Source organism: Falsochrobactrum tianjinense, assembly GCF_019100495.1.
GTDB classification, from domain to species: Bacteria; Pseudomonadota; Alphaproteobacteria; order Rhizobiales; family Rhizobiaceae; genus Brucella; species Brucella tianjinense.
The window spans coordinates 16,167-31,442 of sequence record NZ_JAHRVA010000007.1 but is presented as its reverse complement, the minus strand read 5'-3'; the positions used below and the strand labels follow the sequence as shown (position 1 = coordinate 31,442).

Below are 15,276 nucleotides of genomic sequence, written 5' to 3'. Positions count from 1 at the left end.
GATATGACCGAAGAAATCGAACGACCGCAATGGCGGCGCATGCGCGAGCAGGATATTGCGCGGGTAAGTGTCGTGGGTAATAGTGTTCATTCCGATTTCTTCGAGGATGAGGCGGTCTTCCGGGACCGCTTCAAACTCTATCCGGCGGGTTGTTTCGTGTTGGGCCGGGGGGATGAGATTCTTGGCTATGGTATCAGCCATCCCTGGCAACTCGATTCGGTGCCCGCACTTGATTCGGTTCTTGGTGAACTACCGCAGGATCCGACCACCTATTATATCCACGACATAGCGCTTTTGCCGCAAGCACGCTCGGGCGGGCAGGCATCGCGCGTTGTGGAACTGATGGCTGGGCAGGCGGAACGCGACGGCTTTGTCACCATGGCGCTCGCTGCCGTCAATGACTCGCAAGGCTTCTGGGAAAAGAAAGGCTTTATCGTGCGTGACGTTCCCGCGCTTGAAGAAAAGCTTAAAGGTTATTCAGATGAAGCGCTCTATATGGTGCGCGCGGGGTAGGCCGCACATAGTCAGGTTCTGGCAGTCTTTTCGCCGCACCATAATCAGAATCTCAAGCAACCTGATGCCATCTTTTTCAACATTCGCGTGAAAATTTTCACGTTATTTACACGTTTGTCGCACGAAAGAGTCGCGCGAGCGGGATTCAATCTGTATAGAGACGAGGGATCAGCACCCCGCGTTGCATTAACGGGCTGCTTGCGATCCTTGGGCTAGTTAACGCGGCTGAATGCCGGACCGAGGAGTTTTCTCAATGGCGAATGTAGTTGTCGTCGGGTCGCAATGGGGCGACGAGGGCAAGGGAAAGATCGTGGACTGGCTGTCCGAGCGCGCCGATGTGATCGTGCGCTATCAGGGCGGCCATAATGCCGGTCATACGCTTGTCATCGATGGCGTCAGTTACAAGCTTTCGCTTCTGCCATCCGGCCTTGTGCGCGGGAAACTGAGCGTGATCGGCAATGGCGTGGTCGTTGATCCTCATCATTTCGTGATGGAAATCGAAAAACTGCGCGGGCAGGGTGTTGAAATTAACCCCGATGTGCTGCGTGTCGCTGAAAATGCACCGCTGATCCTGTCGGTTCATCGCGAGCTCGACGCCATGCGCGAAGGCTCGACGAGCGGCCTCAAGATCGGCACCACCAAGCGCGGCATCGGTCCCGCTTATGAAGACAAAGTTGGTCGTCGCGCCATCCGCGTCATCGATCTGACCGAGCCAGAAACACTGGCGCCGAAGGTTGAACGCCTGCTCACGCACCACAATCTGCTTCGCCGCGGCATGGGCCTTGAGGAAATCGCAGTTGAAACGATTCTCGAAGAACTGACGTCCGTGGCCGATAAAATTCTGCCCTATATCGATCAGGTCTGGCGCGTTCTCGATGAGCGCCGCAAGGCTGGTGCCCGCATCCTGTTCGAAGGCGCGCAGGGCGCGCTGCTCGACAATGACCACGGCACCTATCCATTCGTCACCTCGTCCAACACGGTTGCCGGTCAGGCTGCTGCCGGTTCGGGCCTTGGGCCCACGGCCATCGGCTATGTGCTCGGTATTACCAAAGCTTATACGACGCGGGTGGGCGAAGGCCCGTTTCCGACCGAACTTGATGACGAGATCGGCGAATTTCTCGGTACCAAGGGCCATGAATTCGGGGTGGTGACAGGCCGCAAGCGCCGTTGCGGCTGGTTTGATGCCGTCATTGTGCGCCAGACGGTGCGTACGTCCGGCATCAATGGCATTGCGCTGACCAAGCTCGACGTTCTTGACGGTCTGGAGGAAATCAAGATCTGCGTGGCTTATGAACTCCACGGCAAGCGCATCGACTATCTGCCGTCCTCGATGGGCGCGCAGGCGCGCGTGAAGCCAATCTATGAAACGCTTCCCGGCTGGTCGGAGACCACCGCAGGCGCGCGTTCGTGGAACGAGCTTCCGGCACAGGCGGTCAAATATGTTCGTCATATCGAAGAATTGATCGGCGCGCCGGTCGCCATGCTTTCGACAAGTCCGGAACGCGACGATACTGTCCTGGTAACGGACCCATTCCACGATTGACAAAATTGAAATGCCCGGTTGGCGAAGCCTGCCGACCGGGCGCAATATCGCCTTTATTTGACCGATCCTTCTGAAAGGCTTCACTTAATCATTGTCTCAAGCTTTGCTTTCCCTTGATTATTATGATTATTGAGGCATTTATTGCATCTCGTACTCGCGGAAACTGGGTAAGACGGCATGGCAGATTTTGTAGCGGTCCTGAAAAAGACGATTGATGCGCAGGCGGATAAATCGCCCGAGCTTCGCCAGCGTGTCTATGCGAAAGCACGGGCGACGATTGAGCAGAAGCTTGTAACGGCAAACGCCTCGCAGGCCGTAGCCGTGCGGCAGCGCAAACTTCTTGAAGACGCTATCGAAGAAACTGAGACCTTTTACGCACCATCGGAACCTGTGGTTGAAGAGCCGCTGAATGATCCGTTGGAAGATTTCCTGCAGGAATCGACGCACACATCGCAATCTTCTTCCCATGGCAGTGGTGGAGAAGCTGCTGCTGAGCCGCTGGCCAAATTACCGGACGAGAATGGCTTGCCGGAAAATGACGCTTCTTCCGCTCGTAGCAGTCGCGACGATGAATGGGCGATGGAACGCGATCATGATCGCATCGTGGAGAACGAGTCCCCCCGCCGCAGCGAGTATACTGATCCCGACACTTTGGGCGAGAAGCGCTCCTATAAGGGGTTGATTGCCGGTCTTGTCGCTATCCTGCTGCTTGGCGGCGCAGGCTACGGAATCTGGGCCAACAAGGACAAGCTACAGGAATTCGCGTCAAGCATTGGCCGTAGCGATGCGCCGGGTGATGATACGCAGAGTCAGTCTGGCGAGGAAACACCGCCTGCGGACGAGGCGACAGGCGGGGAAGAAACACCCCAGACACCTGCGGAGGAGCAGAAACTGACGCAGCGCCTCATGCCGGATGGCAGCGAAGTCGATGAGGGACCCGCTGGTGGCGAAGCCGGAATAGGCGAAGGCACCTCAACGGCAGCTTCCACGCCCTCCTCCACATCTGGGGCCGGGGCTGCGAACCAGAATCAGCCGCAGCCAGGCCAGGCCGTGGCCGTAGGACAGCAGGCGCTCCTTTATGAAGAGCGCGGCGGCACGGATTCCGGCTCGGTGGAGCGCGGCAATGTGGTCTGGTCGGTGATCGAGGAAAGCCCGAACGAGGGTGAGCCGGCCGAGCCTGCTATTCGGGGCAATGTCACTATGCCTGACAGCAAGGTCGAATTGAAAATGACGATCCGCAAGAATACGGATCAGTCGATTCCGGCTAGTCATCTGATCGAAATGGTCTTTACCGTGCCGGAAGACTTTTCTGGCGGTGTGGTCGATAATGTGCAGCGCATCACTTTCAAGGATACGGAACAAGCGGCGGGCAACCCGTTGATTGCCGTGCCGTCCAAGATCGCGGATAATTTCTTTATTATATGGCTCAATGATGCCCGCACAGCGCAGGATACCAATCTTTCGCTGATGCGGCGCCTGCAATGGATCGATATTCCGGTTTCCTACCGCAATGGCCGTCGCGCCTTGATCAGCCTCGAAAAGGGCGTTCCGGGCGAGAAAGTCTTTAATGAAGTCCTCAGTGCGGGCTAGAGCATTTCCAGCAAAAGCGGGATCGAGCATGAGACAAATAAAAGGCCGCTTGCTGCGGCCTTTTATAAGGGTTATCAGCGATAATCAGGCGTGGGCTGGCTCCAGCGGGGTGAGTGCCTTTTGCTGCTTGAGAGCCGCAGCCTTGACCGCAGCCTGAACTTTTTCAAAAGCACGCACTTCAATCTGGCGTACGCGTTCGCGGCTGATGCCGAACTCTCCGGAAAGATCTTCCAGCGTTATCGGGTCTTCCGACAGGCGGCGCGCCCGAAAGATGCGCCGTTCGCGATCATTGAGCGTGTCCATGGCCTGTTCCAGCATGGAGCGGCGGTTTTCCAGCTCGTCCTGCTCGATGAGTGTTTGTTCTTGGCTGTCGCTATCGTCGACAAGCCAATCCTGCCACTCGCCGGATTCGCCTTCGCTTGCACGCAATGGCGCATTGAGCGAGGCGTCGCCCGAAAGACGGCGGTTCATGGAAACCACCTCATCTTCGCTGACCTGTAGCTTGGTGGCGATCTGCTTGATCTGATCGGGATTGAGATCGCCGTCATCCAACGCCTGAATCTTGCTCTTCATCTTGCGCAAATTAAAGAACAGCCGCTTCTGGTTGGCGGTCGTACCCATTTTCACAAGGCTCCACGAGCGCAGGACATATTCCTGAATCGAGGCTTTGATCCACCACATTGCATAAGTAGCGAGACGGAAACCGCGTTCCGGCTCAAAGCGCTTGACCGCCTGCATAAGGCCGACATTGCCTTCGGAAATTACCTCACCGATCGGCAGGCCATAACCGCGATAACCCATCGCGATCTTTGCGACGAGACGAAGATGGCTTGTTACCAGCTTATGAGCAGCCTTGGGATCGCTATGTTCATGATAACGCTTCGCCAGCATATATTCTTCCTGCGGCTGAAGCATGGGAAAACGGCGGATTTCTTCCAGATAACGAGTGAGTCCACCGTCACCGGTCGTAACGCTAGGGAGATTCATCTGGGCCATAGAGCACCCTCCTTTATAATTTCAGGCTCCCATCTGGCGAACCTGTCGCGTCGGCTGCCTCCTGCACTTCCAACGCGAGCCTTCATATATAAGCATCATTTTGGCAAAAACACGATGCTTTAACTCATGAAACAATGTGTCACTACAATGTGAACGCGGCTTGAACCGCAGATATCTCCAAGAATGGAGATCAGCGACCAGCTCAATACAACAGTTACACAGCTTCAAGCTGTTTCGGAGCTGATGTTATTTACAGGGCTATATAGAGGAGTTGCGGAAACTTTCCAGTAGATGCTCCATATCTTCCGGTACTGCCGCTTCAAAGCGCATCAACTTATCCGTTGCCGGATGCGTGAAGGCCAGCAGCCAAGCATGCAGCGCCTGTCTATGAAATCCCCGCACGGCATCCTGCAACGGTGCGGGCAGTTTGTTGGCTTTTGTTTTGTAGGCGCTGCCATAATCCATATCGCCGACAAGCGGATGGCCGATATGAGCCATGTGCACGCGAATCTGGTGCGTACGGCCTGTTTCAAGACGGCATTCGACCAGGGAGGCGAGGGCTGTGGCATCGTCGCGGGGTCCGAATTTTTCCATCATCGCGTAATGGGTGACGGCGTGGCGCGCGTCCTCGCGTTCTTCGCGCACGACTGCCTGTTTGGTGCGGTCGCGATGGGAGCGCCCGAGATGGGCGTTGATGGTGCCCTGGGGACGCTCGGTCATGCCCCAGACGAGTGCGAGATAGGCGCGTTCCAGATCGCCGGTGCGGCCATGGTCGGCGAATTGTTCGCTCAAATGCCGGTGCGAGCGGTCATTCTTGGCGACGACCATGACGCCGCTCGTATCCTTGTCGAGGCGATGAACGATGCCCGGACGTCGTATTCCGCCAATTCCGGACAAGCTATCGCCACAATGATATATGAGGGCATTAACCAGCGTTCCCGTCCAGTTGCCGTTGCCGGGGTGAACCACAAGCCCGGCGGGCTTGTTGATCACGATAAGATCATCGTCCTCGTAAAGAATATCGAGCGGGATGTTCTCCCCTTCCGGTTCGGCAGGCTCAGGCTCAGGCAGTACGATGGCAATCTTCATGCCTTCGCGCAGCTTTTGTTTGGCTTCGCGGGCAGGCGCGCCGTCGACGGTCACATGGCCTTCGGCTATCAGGGACTGAACGCGGCTGCGCGAGAGTTCCGGCCCCAATGCTGCGGCCAGCCACTGGTCCAGACGCTTGCCTGCGGCATCGGTGTCGGCAATTAGCTCTTTCAATCGTGTCTTCCCTTCGTTATCACGCGCCACGCGGATGCATGAACCGGAGTCTTTTAATGCAGGATCCACACTACCCCCGATATCAAAATCACCAGGATTCAGGATATCAGGACCATCAGCAGGGATACTATCCGGATGAACAGCCGGAGCCTCCGCTCGATCCCGCAATGGAACGGGTCCGTCGCAAGATGATTCGGCTGCTTGCAGTTTCCATCGGCGTTATGTTGATCGGTCTTATGGCTGTGCTCGTCGCCGTTGTCTACAAGATCAATCGCGCCCCCGATGCTGCGGCGGTCGAAGAAGCGCGTTCAGACATTCCGGGGCAAACCGCTCCGGTTCAGCCCGAACCCGTCAAGCTGATCGAGTCGCAAATCGAGCTTGCGCCCGGCACTCGCCTTTTGTCGCAAAGCCTATCTGGTGGTCAGCTTTCGCTGGAAACACTGCTGCCTGACGGGGGTACGGAAATTCTCGTTTACGATTATCGGGAATCTCGTGTCATCGGGCGGATCAAGCTCGGTAATGTCGAGTAAAAATCGCCGGGCGGCCTGTATAGGCTGCTCATTTATTTCGTACAACGGCATTGCGCTTTTGGCGAATGCCGCTTATATCGACGCTCTGCTTTCGGCATATATCCGTGATATTTATATGCCGCTGAGCGCCCATCGTCTAGCGGTCAGGACGGCGCCCTCTCACGGCGCAAACAGGGGTTCGATTCCCCTTGGGCGTACCAGCAAATCTATGTTTTGCAAATCGACCTGAATTGACTTCTTCGGAAGCTGATCGCTCTGGCGTTCTATCGATGCTTCCGGAAGCATATGAAATGGGTATTTCCCTGCTTGCCATTTGACGGCGCTTGGGCTTTCATTGCGTTGCAGCTAATGAGAGGGAGGAACTCATGAGCAATGTACGTCAGAGGGTAACATTCAGAAATATAGAAAAATGGTGGCTTGCAATCGCTTTTGGCATGCTGGTCACGACCATATATTCAATTTTATAGCTTCTTTCCAAAGGCGATAGCGAAGTTGAGGGGAGTACGACCAAAGCCGGAGTGTTCCCCGCTTTCGCCAGTTCCTGCTGTTTGCGGGTTTACACGCCCGAATATGTTTGGTCGCTATCTCAAAATACCTGTTCAGATAACTATATGTATGTGTGAAAAGAGTTATTTTATTGGAAGAGCCATGATCAGTAACGCCGATCAAAAATACCTTCAGCGCTGCGTAGATCTGGCAGCAGAAGCGCTTGCCAAAGGTGATGAGCCGTTTGGTTCAGTTCTGGTTTCCGCTGAGGGTGAGGTTTTGTTTGAAGATCATAATCGCGTTTCAGGAGGCGACCATACCCAGCATCCGGAATTCGCCATTGCCCGATGGGCAGCACAGAATATGAGCGCTTCGGAACGGGCCAAGGCGACGGTTTATACGTCTGGCGAACATTGCCCAATGTGCGCTGCCGCGCATGGCTGGGTTGGATTGGGTAGAATTGTCTACGCCAGTTCATCGAAACAACTAAGCAAATGGCTTTCAGAGCTTGGCATGCCGCCCTCTCCAGTGCGGGCCTTATCCATTGGCGAGGTCATAAATGACGCGGTAACCGAAGGGCCGGTGGAGGAATTTAAAGATCAGGTACACAGGCTGCATATCTTGTACCGCACAACATGAAACTGGCTCCACCTGAATATCCCGACGAGCTTATGGAACGGCGGGATATGTCAGACAAACATCATAACGCCAATGCCGCCCAGAATGACAAGAATTAGTCCTGCAATCAGCATGGGGGCAAGCGTACTTCCTTTTGAATCGCCGCCGCTCGACTGATCTCCGCTAATAGAAACCGCTCGTTTGGGCGAAAGGCGTTCTTTTTTCATGCTGTTCCTCCATCGAGGCTACCATAGAGGAAATCAGCACCAGCCTATTTGCGATAGCGCAAACTTCATGCGCTTGCGAATGCGGAAAAAAACCTCGCCAAACAGTCAAGCTTGCAGGGAATGCAGGCAGGCTTGAGCTGTCGACCTGAGTAGTGTCGCGCCATAATCTACGATCTATGAAAAGGATTGGGGAGATTGTTCCGCGCCAGTTGCAAAAATTTGCAACTGGCGCGGCGGGGGTGCATAATCGCATTATGAGACAATTGCAGCCAAGACCCGATTATGAGCAGGAACTGAGGCAGGCGGGCGTGCGCATCACGCGACCCCGGCGCATCATTCTGGGCATATTGAGCGATACCGACGATCATCCTGATGCGCTTGAGATTTTCCGCCGCGCGGTCGAGATCGACAATAATATCTCGCTATCGACCGTTTACCGGACCATGACGCTTCTGGAAGAGCGCGGAGCCATCCACCGCCATGCTTTTGATGGGGGTCCGTCGCGCTTCGAGCAGGCAACCGGCACGCATCACGATCATATTATCGATATGGATTCAGGCGAAGTCGTTGAGTTCCATTCCGACAAGATCGAAAAACTGCAGGACGAGATAGCCCGATCGCTCGGTTATGAGATCGTACATCATCGCCTTGAGCTTTATTGCAAAAAAATCAATTCCTGACGGAACCAAACTATTAAACCGGCGTTCTACGATCATGAAGGCCGCATCCCCCGCCCCGCAAGCGGTCTTCAGAGTCTGCTTCAAACTCCCCGTACGAAGCGGACGACGAGAATGCCGCGCAACGGCCCGCTGCATCGGACTGAAAAATCGGATTGATTTTGGCAGATATGATGCGGAGGTTCAAACAGACGCATCTTTTATGCGTCCAGAGGGTACTTGACGACCGTCCGTGATGCAGCAGGTATTCCGTATCTTCAGAGCCGCCATGGCTTAACGTCATGGCGGCTTTTCTGTGACACTCAAAAATGAAACCGGGCGGTCAGGAATCGAACTGTTCGGAGGGGATTGTCAGCGAGTAAATCGCACCTGATCCGTCGACGCGGTATTCCGCCGTGCCGCTGACCGCGGCAGGCACGATGCGTTGCAGGACGGCGCTGCCGAAACGTGGATCGTGCTTGTAGACTTCGGGCATGGCTGGATTGGTTTCTTCCCAGCGGAAGAAGAATTGTTCACCGCCATCTTCCATATGCAAGACTTTTGCTGTGACAAGCACACGGCCATAGGGGATGGACAGACCGCCGAACGATGTAGCATTGACGATCAATTCATGAAGGGCGAGGCCCAGATGCAAGGCCGCACCGGGAAAGAGATAGGGATTGTCGCTGTCTATGATGAGGCGTTCATCGTTGATATCGATGTATTTTTCGATCTGTGAATGAAAAAGGTCAAGAAACAGTGCCCCATGCCAGTTCGAATCGGTCACTAGATCCTGCGAATAGGAAAGAGACTGGATACGCCCGCGGAATTTGAGCAGGAAGTCGTCAATGGAATCGGTAAACCGCGCGGTCTGGCTGGCGATGCTTTGCACAATGGCCAGGAGATTCTTCGAACGGTGGCTAACTTCGCGCAGCAGTGTCTTCAAAATCTGTTCACGCCGCTTGAGTTCACTGATTTCAAGCGCCGTGGTGACGAGACCGAGAACGTTTCCCTGCGCGTCGCGATCGCAATCAATGTGAAACTCTATCCAGCGGAGCATGTCACCATCGTTTATCGCCAATTCAACATTCTGTGCCGTACCGCTTTCAAGTGCGGCGCGTTTTGCATGGTCGAGGCGCGACATGGATGTGGAGAAAATGAAATCGCAGTCCTGGCCGCCGACTTTCCATTTTTCCTGCCAGTAAGATGGCAAATTCTCGCCCCATAAATAGCGCAAATCGAGGCTCTGGTAGAGAACGCATACATTGCTGTTGCGCACCGCCCTAAGCAGCGCCCGCAGGCGTCCGGCGTCCGGTTCTGTTTCCTGAAAAGGTGGGTGCGGCGCAGTCATGAATGCCTCAGCTCCCATGTGTGGACTGCCCGCGACATGAACGCCAGCGCGGAGTTGCTGATGGGATACCACACCCAGCATTGCGCACTGGGGTTTTGATTGTGCTGACTTTCATGACGCTAGATAATTCGTAATTGGTGAATGATAATGATCGTGCCAGCCGTTGAGGCCGCACGATCATTAAATGATCTTGTGGAGCGGCTCGTCCCTTACCGTCGTCACCCGGCAGAAGCACAGGCGCTGAAGGAACGTCGCCCTTTGAATTTGTCCTGAGATATCCGGGGATCACGCTTTGCGTATGGCTGATGCGATAAGAGATATGACAAGCAGCGCCAGAAATACGAAAAACAGAATCTGAGCGATACCGGCTGATGCGCCTGCTATGCCGCCAAAACCGAGAGCGCCCGCGACGAGTGCGACAACAAGAAATACAAGAGCATAATAAAGCATATCCGTTCTCCTCTTCATCGATTGAAGAGATAACGCGGGATAGGGGGCTTTGGTTCCTGTCGATTGGCAAGTTTAAAATCCGGACAATCAAACGCTTGTTTCCTTAGCGAATGCAAGCTTTGTCTGCTGTTTTGTCCCTGTAAAGATTTCTCTTCACAGGAGCATAATGGATCGGGCTGGCCGGTTTATGCGTTTCAGGCTGCGACTTGCGCCGATTCTTCAAAGAACAGCGCCTGACTGATCAAGGCTTTAACCATATCGGGGTTGAAGGGCTTGGTCACAAGGAATGTCGGCTCCGGTCTTTCACCGGTCAACAATCGTTCCGGGAACGCTGTGATGAAAATGACGGGGACCGTATCGTCCTGCAATATTTCATTGACGGCGTCGATCCCGGAGCTGCCGTCAGCAAGTTGGATATCCGCCAGAATCATGCGTGGCTTTTCTTGCCTGTAAAGCGTCAGCGCCTCCTCCTTGGTGCGTGCGATGCCGACGACTTCGTGGCCCAGACTCTCGACCATTTGTTCGATATCCATGGCGATCAGGGGCTCGTCCTCAATAATCATGAGGCGGGTTGCGACCTGTTTTGAAATTTCGGCGGAAGCAGAAGACAGAAGAAGGCCGAAATCGGCTTCGTTCGTTTCAAGAACTTCCGCTGCCTCATGATCACTGAAGCCTTCGACCGCGACCAGAAGAAATGCCTGACGGGGAAGGGGCGCGATATGCGAGAGATTGCGTGCCGTATGCTTCTCCCATGTGAGTTCGGATGTGGGCTCCGGCATAGGGATGGAAGCAGTTTTATAAAGGTTGCAGAACAGCCGATACAGCGCGATCCGATCTGTCGATGCGTCAGGGAAGATGCTTATATCAGCGATCAAGGCTTCCAAAGTGGCTGCTACGTAGGCATCGCCCGATACTTGGGAGCCGGTGAGCGCACGCGAAAAACGGCGTAAATAAGGAAGGTGCGGCGCTATACGCGTCGATAACGTCATGTTCGAAACTCCTCACAGCCGCAATTCTTTATCTTTTGCATCACCCGTGCGAGAGTCATTAAGATCATCGGGAAGACGCTTCGGAGAGCGGCATTATGGATCGTTAACGTCATCCCTTGAAAAAAGTTCCGCCTGCGCGAGACAATTTAAGGAACTTTTTGTGCATGATCGCATTTAGCAAATAGCTTGGGTCAATAACACATCAAGGGCATAGGGCCTAGAATGATCAAAAGATGACACAAAAGAGTAACCTTCATGCGAATGGCGCCGGACTATCGGCGACTCGGCGCGTCCGGAAGGACATATTGGGACCGAATTGCGAGGTCGGTCTGAAACTCAAGGCGCTTTACGCCTCGATACAGGACGAGATTATTCCGGATCGTTTTCTCGATCTGCTGGAAAAACTCGATCAGGCCGAACAGGAGGGTGTGCGTGGGCAAAAAACCGGTTCCGCCAGTTAAGGAAACGCCGCAGTTCAAGCGCGAGCTTCTGGCGGCTTTACCGAGCTTGCGCGCATTCGCGATATCGCTGATCGGCCAGCATGATCGGGCAGATGATCTCGTGCAGGATACGATCATGAAAGCGTGGGCCAAGCAGGAGTCCTTTGAACTGGGCACCAATATGAAGGCTTGGCTATTCACCATTCTACGTAATGAATTTTACACGCAGATGCGCAAGCGGAGCCGAGAGGTGCAGGATACGGATGGCGTATTCAGCGAGCAGCTTGCCGTACATCCGTCGCAATATGGCTCGCTGGATCTTCAGGATTTCAAAGCGGCGCTGGAACAGTTGCCCGACGATCAACGCGAGGCGATCATTCTCATCGGTGCTTCGGGCTTTGCCTATGAGGAGGCTGCGGAAATTTGCGGCTGTGCTGTCGGCACAATTAAAAGCCGAGTCAGCCGTGCACGGACGCGACTTCAGGAAATATTGCAAATTCAAGGGGATGCAACCGATTACGGACCTGATGCAAGTTCTTCACGGGCCACGCTGAGAAGCTTTGCTTAGGGCCTCCTGCCTGTTAAATATCAAGTTCCACTGATACTTCTTTATTTGAACATTCACCCAATAATCGTTCCGGTTATCGGGTGAATGCTTCCTGTTTCGGATGACATGTTAAACAAAGGAATAAAGCGCATTGCTTGAACAGGTTCTGGTACATTATGCTTTAGCGGAATAATCGCTTATCGTGGATAGCCCCTTGTCATCAGCCTTTTCGCAACACCTGTTCAAGCCATCCTTACGACCGCTCGCGGTAATCGTCTCGCTCGGTCTGGTGTTGCTTTCAGCCGCGATGACTTTGTTTCTTTCGATGAGCGTCAATAAGCAGGTCGTCGATATTGCACGGAATTTCGATCTGCGCCAGCAAGTCGAAAAGGTAGCGCAGCTTACCTATAATATCGAGATGAGCCGCCGGGGCTATCTCCTTACGCTGGATGAAACCTATCTCGACCTCTACCAGCGCTCGGTCCTTTCCATAGACCAGACGCTTTCCGAACTTGCTTTGCTGACGCAAAATAATTCGCAACAAGATGCCCGAGTGCAGCAAATCAGCGCGCTGGTCGACCGTGAGCATGAGGATGTGCGCCAGACCATCAATCTGGCCAAGGAAGGCAAGGTAGATGAGGCCATTGAAAAAGTGCGCGGGGATGAGGGAAAGGTCCTCATCGACCAGCTTTCCAACACGGTTTCGCAATTCACTGATATCGAGGAGCGGGAGCTTTTCAAGCGCAATGCGCATATCAACCGGATACGCTACTGGATGGCAGCCACTTCTATCGTGGCATTGGCCTCGGCCGTCATACTGGGGTTGCTGCTGTTCAGTCGCATCCAGCGCTATGCGCGAGCGCTGATCGATGGGCAGTCCGCGCTGCTGTCGGAAAAAGAGCTTCTGGAGAAACGGGTGCAGGAGCGCACTGCCGAACTCGATCAGGAGCGCCGTATCGCCGAAAGGGAACGCCAACGCGTGGAAATCCTGCTCCAGGATTCCAATCACCGGATCGGCAACTCCCTGGCGACTGTGTCCTCATTGCTTGGATTGCAATTGCGGCAGATCCGTAACGAAGAAGCGCGTGCAGCCCTTTCCGCCGCTCGTGACCGTGTGCAGACAGTTTCCACCGCCCACCGCAGGCTGCGGCTGGGAGAGGATATGGAATCAACACGCGTCGATGAATTTCTCGCAACGGTCATCGATGATATACGCAATGCCATCGGCAGTGATGGAAAGATCAGTTTCGAGACGGATTTCGCGCCACTCGACCTCAAGGCCCGCGATGTAACGACCATCGGCATTATTGTCGGAGAATTGATTACCAACGCGGTCAAGCATGCTTTCCGGGGACGCAAGGAAGGCCGGGTTTTGGTCAGGTTCGTGCTTGACGAGAGCGATCATGTGCCCGCACTGGTCGTCGAGGACAACGGCGTGGGATGGCAAGGGAAAGATCTGGAAAAACCGGGTGCGCATAATGGACTCGGTATGCTGGTTGTTGAGCAATTATGCATGCAGTTTGGTGATAAGCCGATCTATGCCGCGATGGAAGACGGTACAGGAACACGGGTGACGGTTCGCCTTTCCTCGCTCGCGCAGGGACAGCTTGCCAGTTGCGATGCACTCCCCGACACAGACGCGGTCAAATCAAAACGGGGGGCTATCCAAGGATAGAAGCCACCCGTTTTAATAATGTTATCGTTTCTTTTTGTCTGAAAGCAGATTGACAAGAATGACCCCTGCAAGAGGCAGGGCCACCGCCAGTATCGGACGTTTAAGAATGGACGGCACGGTTGCGATTGCCGCAGTCGCCATCAGGGCGGACTTATCCGCTTCAATCCGTTGCTTGCGCTTTTTCTCCTCTGCCGCAGCCTGAATTTTCAGAACGGCGAGGACAAGCAGGGCAATAATGAGAGACAGGGCAGCGAGGATGAGGGCTGCAATCGGCCCACCGTAATTCTGTGCCAGCGCCAGAAAAGCGGCGACGCAGAGAAAGATGAGGGCGATGAGGCCGAAGACGGCAACCACCGCTCCAAAAATCGCTGCCCGCCTGACTCGCCTGGTAGCGAGTCTCAACTCCTCACCGGCCAGCGCTGTCAGCAGAGGTGTGAGAATTTTCAGCATGGAGCACGTCAGCGGCGTGAGAGGAGTGCAAGCAGATAGCCGACGCCCAACGCCGTCACCAGCGATGCGATGGGCCTTTCGCGGACGGTTGCGCACAATTGCGCTTCAACATCCTGCGCCTTGCTTTTGAGGTCGTCAACAACGTCTTCTCCCTGCATATAGGCGCTTCTATAGGTATGTTTTGCAGTGCGTCCCGCGTCACGAACCGTTTGCGAACCGAGATTAGCCAGTGTCGCAGCAATGGCGGCAATATCTTCCTTGAGTTGCTCGACCTGCGCTTGAAGATCTTCGGCGCTCGACTCCGAGAATGCTTCTTCAAGATTTTCTTCGATTTTGTTCGTCTTCGTGGTCTCTCGCGCCATATCCAGCCTCCTATTGTGATCGCGGATCCTACCATGCATGGGGCAGCAGTCCGATAACGCTTCGCAGGCGCAATGGTTGCATGCAAGGCCGCAGGTGGACAAGCGAAAGTCTGCCCTTCTGTTCAGATGAGCAAGAGACAGGCAGCGCCGATGAGGAGGAGAATGGCCAGCCCAAGGTGGGACGGCTTTAGCATGCGTCGTTCAGTGGGAAGGGGATCATCATTGCCCGCCATGGCGGTGCGGGCCGCATTTTCGAGTATCTGGATGTCCTTGAGCATCATCGGAATGTTCTCCCCGGTTTTCCCATGATCCGTTCTGCTTTATAAACAATAAAATGGTTGGCAGATCAGTCCTATCAGGTCTGATTTGCAGAGTTTATGCAAGTGTGATTTCTTGCACTGTCCGCGCTATATCGATGCTGCTGGCGTGGGGAAATATCGTTAAGCTCAAAACATGACTTGCATAATCATATTAATGAGAGTTAAGAAAAGGCCCGACAAGCGGCGCGATGGCCTGCATGGATGATATGTCATGCGCGCTCGGAACTGAATAATCAAAAGGCGATCAAAGATGACTGGTTTCTGGCGAAA

General features: G+C 54.3%; 18 protein-coding genes and 1 tRNA gene. 10 read left to right on the top strand and 9 right to left on the bottom strand.

All coding sequences use genetic code 11. The features are described 5' to 3' along the window. Positions 1 to 3 precede the first annotated feature (3 nt). The 3 genes from KUG47_RS14505 to KUG47_RS14495 all read left to right on the top strand — a co-directional run bounded on the left by KUG47_RS14505 (position 4) and on the right by KUG47_RS14495 (position 3,646). A complete protein-coding gene (locus KUG47_RS14505; protein ID WP_217678695.1) occupies positions 4 to 513 on the top strand; it encodes a GNAT family N-acetyltransferase in 510 nt (169 codons plus the stop codon). 253 nt (positions 514 to 766) lie between these two features. After that, the gene (locus KUG47_RS14500) at positions 767 to 2,056 is read left to right on the top strand and encodes an adenylosuccinate synthase (RefSeq protein ID WP_217678694.1); all 1,290 of its coding nucleotides are present in this window, start codon (positions 767 to 769) and stop codon (positions 2,054 to 2,056) included. A gap of 177 nt (positions 2,057 to 2,233) precedes the next feature. Then, positions 2,234 to 3,646 (top strand): transcriptional regulator, encoded by a 1,413-nt coding sequence (locus KUG47_RS14495; protein WP_217678693.1) that lies wholly within the window; start codon positions 2,234 to 2,236, stop codon positions 3,644 to 3,646. 84 nt (positions 3,647 to 3,730) lie between these two features. On the opposite strand, the gene rpoH is transcribed toward KUG47_RS14495, so the two are convergent. Together rpoH and KUG47_RS14485 are read right to left on the bottom strand one after the other, a co-directional pair. Next, positions 3,731 to 4,642: an RNA polymerase sigma factor RpoH gene (rpoH, locus tag KUG47_RS14490; RefSeq protein WP_217678692.1), complete on the bottom strand. Its 912-nt coding sequence runs from the start codon at positions 4,640 to 4,642 to the stop codon at positions 3,731 to 3,733. A 258-nt stretch (positions 4,643 to 4,900) separates the two neighbouring features. Continuing rightward, on the bottom strand, positions 4,901 to 5,941 hold the full coding sequence (locus tag KUG47_RS14485) for an RluA family pseudouridine synthase (protein WP_422718097.1): 1,041 nt from the start codon (positions 5,939 to 5,941) through the stop codon (positions 4,901 to 4,903). A gap of 20 nt (positions 5,942 to 5,961) precedes the next feature. Here KUG47_RS14485 and KUG47_RS14480 point away from each other — a divergent pair, with 20 nt between their 5' ends. From KUG47_RS14480 to KUG47_RS14470, 3 genes are all read left to right on the top strand, one after another. After that, positions 5,962 to 6,435, top strand: a complete 474-nt coding sequence (locus KUG47_RS14480) for a hypothetical protein (RefSeq protein WP_217678690.1) — start codon at positions 5,962 to 5,964, stop codon at positions 6,433 to 6,435. A gap of 125 nt (positions 6,436 to 6,560) precedes the next feature. Continuing rightward, positions 6,561 to 6,635 (top strand) — tRNA-Glu (locus tag KUG47_RS14475). 370 nt (positions 6,636 to 7,005) lie between these two features. After that, positions 7,006 to 7,560 (top strand): nucleoside deaminase, encoded by a 555-nt coding sequence (locus KUG47_RS14470; protein ID WP_254799578.1) that lies wholly within the window; start codon positions 7,006 to 7,008, stop codon positions 7,558 to 7,560. A 50-nt stretch (positions 7,561 to 7,610) separates the two neighbouring features. Here the strand turns inward: KUG47_RS14470 and KUG47_RS14465 are convergent, their stop codons facing one another. Further along, a complete protein-coding gene (locus KUG47_RS14465) occupies positions 7,611 to 7,766 on the bottom strand; it encodes a hypothetical protein (RefSeq protein ID WP_217678689.1) in 156 nt (51 codons plus the stop codon). Positions 7,767 to 8,020: 254 nt separating this feature from the next. Between KUG47_RS14465 and KUG47_RS14460 the strand changes: the two genes are divergently transcribed. Continuing rightward, positions 8,021 to 8,446 carry a ferric uptake regulation protein gene (locus KUG47_RS14460; RefSeq protein ID WP_217678857.1) on the top strand — a complete coding sequence of 142 codons (426 nt, stop codon included), beginning with the start codon at positions 8,021 to 8,023 and terminating at the stop codon, positions 8,444 to 8,446. Positions 8,447 to 8,765: 319 nt separating this feature from the next. Here KUG47_RS14460 and KUG47_RS14455 read toward each other — a convergent pair whose 3' ends face one another. The 3 genes from KUG47_RS14455 to KUG47_RS14445 all read right to left on the bottom strand — a co-directional run bounded on the left by KUG47_RS14455 (position 8,766) and on the right by KUG47_RS14445 (position 11,212). Continuing rightward, positions 8,766 to 9,773 carry a sensor histidine kinase gene (locus tag KUG47_RS14455; protein ID WP_217678688.1) on the bottom strand — a complete coding sequence of 336 codons (1,008 nt, stop codon included), beginning with the start codon at positions 9,771 to 9,773 and terminating at the stop codon, positions 8,766 to 8,768. A gap of 285 nt (positions 9,774 to 10,058) precedes the next feature. After that, positions 10,059 to 10,223: a DUF1328 domain-containing protein gene (locus KUG47_RS14450; protein ID WP_006473348.1), complete on the bottom strand. Its 165-nt coding sequence runs from the start codon at positions 10,221 to 10,223 to the stop codon at positions 10,059 to 10,061. Positions 10,224 to 10,417: 194 nt separating this feature from the next. Beyond that, the gene (locus tag KUG47_RS14445; protein ID WP_217678687.1) at positions 10,418 to 11,212 is read right to left on the bottom strand and encodes a response regulator; all 795 of its coding nucleotides are present in this window, start codon (positions 11,210 to 11,212) and stop codon (positions 10,418 to 10,420) included. 233 nt (positions 11,213 to 11,445) lie between these two features. On the opposite strand from KUG47_RS14445, the gene KUG47_RS14440 reads away from it, so the two are divergent. The 3 genes from KUG47_RS14440 to KUG47_RS14430 all read left to right on the top strand — a co-directional run bounded on the left by KUG47_RS14440 (position 11,446) and on the right by KUG47_RS14430 (position 13,874). Continuing rightward, positions 11,446 to 11,673, top strand: a complete 228-nt coding sequence (locus tag KUG47_RS14440; protein ID WP_217678686.1) for a NepR family anti-sigma factor — start codon at positions 11,446 to 11,448, stop codon at positions 11,671 to 11,673. Beyond that, on the top strand, positions 11,645 to 12,220 hold the full coding sequence (locus KUG47_RS14435; protein ID WP_217678685.1) for an RNA polymerase sigma factor: 576 nt from the start codon (positions 11,645 to 11,647) through the stop codon (positions 12,218 to 12,220). Before KUG47_RS14440 ends, KUG47_RS14435 begins: the two co-directional genes overlap by 29 nt. 193 nt (positions 12,221 to 12,413) lie before the next feature. Continuing rightward, entirely contained in the window at positions 12,414 to 13,874 is a 1,461-nt protein-coding gene (locus KUG47_RS14430) for a sensor histidine kinase (RefSeq protein WP_217678684.1), read from the top strand. A gap of 21 nt (positions 13,875 to 13,895) precedes the next feature. Here KUG47_RS14430 and KUG47_RS14425 read toward each other — a convergent pair whose 3' ends face one another. The 3 genes from KUG47_RS14425 to KUG47_RS14415 all read right to left on the bottom strand — a co-directional run bounded on the left by KUG47_RS14425 (position 13,896) and on the right by KUG47_RS14415 (position 14,967). Continuing rightward, positions 13,896 to 14,324, bottom strand: a complete 429-nt coding sequence (locus KUG47_RS14425; protein WP_217678683.1) for a phage holin family protein — start codon at positions 14,322 to 14,324, stop codon at positions 13,896 to 13,898. 8 nt (positions 14,325 to 14,332) lie between these two features. After that, entirely contained in the window at positions 14,333 to 14,686 is a 354-nt protein-coding gene (locus KUG47_RS14420; protein ID WP_217678682.1) for an ElaB/YgaM/YqjD family protein, read from the bottom strand. Between the two features lie 122 nt (positions 14,687 to 14,808). Beyond that, the gene (locus tag KUG47_RS14415; protein WP_217678681.1) at positions 14,809 to 14,967 is read right to left on the bottom strand and encodes a hypothetical protein; all 159 of its coding nucleotides are present in this window, start codon (positions 14,965 to 14,967) and stop codon (positions 14,809 to 14,811) included. Between the last annotated feature and the right edge of the window lie 309 nt (positions 14,968 to 15,276).